The 1956-nt window shown below is 34.4% G+C and carries 2 protein-coding genes; both read left to right on the plus strand.

Features of this window, described 5'->3' with window-relative positions; all coding sequences use genetic code 11:
- Window positions 1–285: hypothetical protein (locus tag ACRC28_RS10785; protein WP_438543452.1), on the plus strand; the 285-nt coding region annotated here is incomplete at its 5' end.
- 20 nt (window positions 286–305) lie between these two features.
- Window positions 306–1956: DNA-directed RNA polymerase subunit beta' (gene rpoC / locus ACRC28_RS10790; RefSeq protein WP_438543453.1), on the plus strand; the 1651-nt coding region annotated here is incomplete at its 3' end.

The following is a 1956-nucleotide window of genomic DNA, read 5'->3' on the forward strand; positions in this document are numbered from 1 at the left end:
TTTAAGGTTCTTATTAAGGAATTACAAGCACTTTGTTTAGATGTTAAAGTTTTAAATGATGAAAATGAGGAAGTTAGATTAAAAGAATCAGTTGATGAAGAATCAGAAGAGATAGAAGTAAACATTGAAGAAACAGAGGAACTTGTTCCAGGAGAAACTGTAGCAGATACAGAAGATGGTTATACTTCAGAGGAAGAAGTTGAAGAAGAAGAAGAATTCGATGGATTCCAACTTGAAGATTTAGAAGATAATTTAGAGCTTGATGATTTTAATGATGAACACTAATTTTGAAGGGAGGATTACCCTTGTTTGAATTAAATAATTTTGATGCAATACAAATAGGTTTAGCATCTCCTGAGCAGATAAGAGCATGGTCAAGGGGAGAAGTTAAAAAGCCAGAGACAATTAACTACAGAACTTTAAAGCCTGAAAGAGATGGTTTATTCTGTGAAAGAATTTTTGGACCAATGAAAGACTGGGAATGTCATTGTGGAAAATATAAGAGAGTAAGATACAAAGGTATAGTTTGTGACAGATGTGGTGTTGAAGTTACAAAAGCTAAAGTAAGAAGAGAGAGAATGGGGCATATAGAATTAGCTGCCCCTGTATCTCACATTTGGTACTTTAAAGGAATTCCATCAAGAATGGGATTAATACTTGATATGTCACCAAGATCGTTAGAAAAAATACTATATTTTGCTTCTTATGTTGTAATTGATCCAAAAGAAACTCCATTATTAAAGAAACAACTTTTAAACGAAAAAGAGTTTAGAGAAGCTGTTGATAAATATGGAGAAGAAAGCTTTGTTGCCGGAATGGGAGCAGAGGCGGTTCAAGAGTTATTAGGTGAAATAAACTTAGAAGCTCAATCAAAAGAATTAAAAGAAGAGTTAAAGCAAAGTACTGGACAAAAGAAGGTAAGAATAATTAGAAGATTAGAAGTAATCGAATCATTCAAAGCTTCAGGTAATGATCCAAGATGGATGATTATAAATGTTATACCAGTAATTCCACCAGATTTAAGACCTATGGTTCAATTAGATGGAGGAAGATTTGCAACTTCTGATTTAAATGACTTATATAGAAGAGTTATAAACAGAAACAACAGACTTAAAAAGCTATTAGATTTAGGAGCTCCAGATATCATTGTAAGAAATGAAAAGAGAATGCTTCAAGAAGCAGTAGATGCTCTTATTGATAATGGTAGAAGGGGAAGACCAGTAACTGGACCTGGAAATAGACCATTAAAGTCACTTTCAGATATGCTTAAAGGTAAGCAAGGAAGATTTAGACAAAACTTACTTGGTAAGAGGGTTGACTATTCAGGAAGATCGGTTATCGTTGTTGGACCTGAATTACAAATGTACCAATGTGGATTACCTAAAGAAATGGCATTAGAGCTATTTAAACCATTTGTTATGAAGAAATTAGTTGCTGATGGTGTTGCACACAACATTAAGAGCGCTAAGAGAATGGTAGAAAGAGTTAGTCCACAAGTTTGGGATATATTAGAAGAAGTAATTACTGATCATCCAGTATTACTAAACCGTGCCCCTACTCTTCACAGACTTGGAATTCAAGCATTCCAACCTGTATTAGTAGAAGGAAGAGCTATTAAATTACACCCATTAGTATGTACAGCATATAATGCCGACTTCGATGGAGACCAAATGGCTGTTCACGTACCTTTATCAGTTGAAGCACAAGCAGAGGCTAGATTCTTAATGCTTGCAGCTGGAAACATAATGAAGCCATCAGATGGTAAACCAGTATCAGTTCCTACACAGGATATGGTTCTTGGTTCATACTACATCACAATGGATAAAGAAGGTGCTGAAGGTAGCGGAAAATACTTCTCATCTAAAGATGAAGCTATAATGGCTTATCAAGTAAAAGCTATTGAAATTCATGCTGATATATTTGTAAGAATGTATAGAGAAGTAAATGGGGAAATGA

The organism is Clostridium sp. (genome assembly GCF_051650885.1).
In the GTDB taxonomy this organism is placed as follows: domain Bacteria; phylum Bacillota; class Clostridia; order Clostridiales; family Clostridiaceae; genus Clostridium.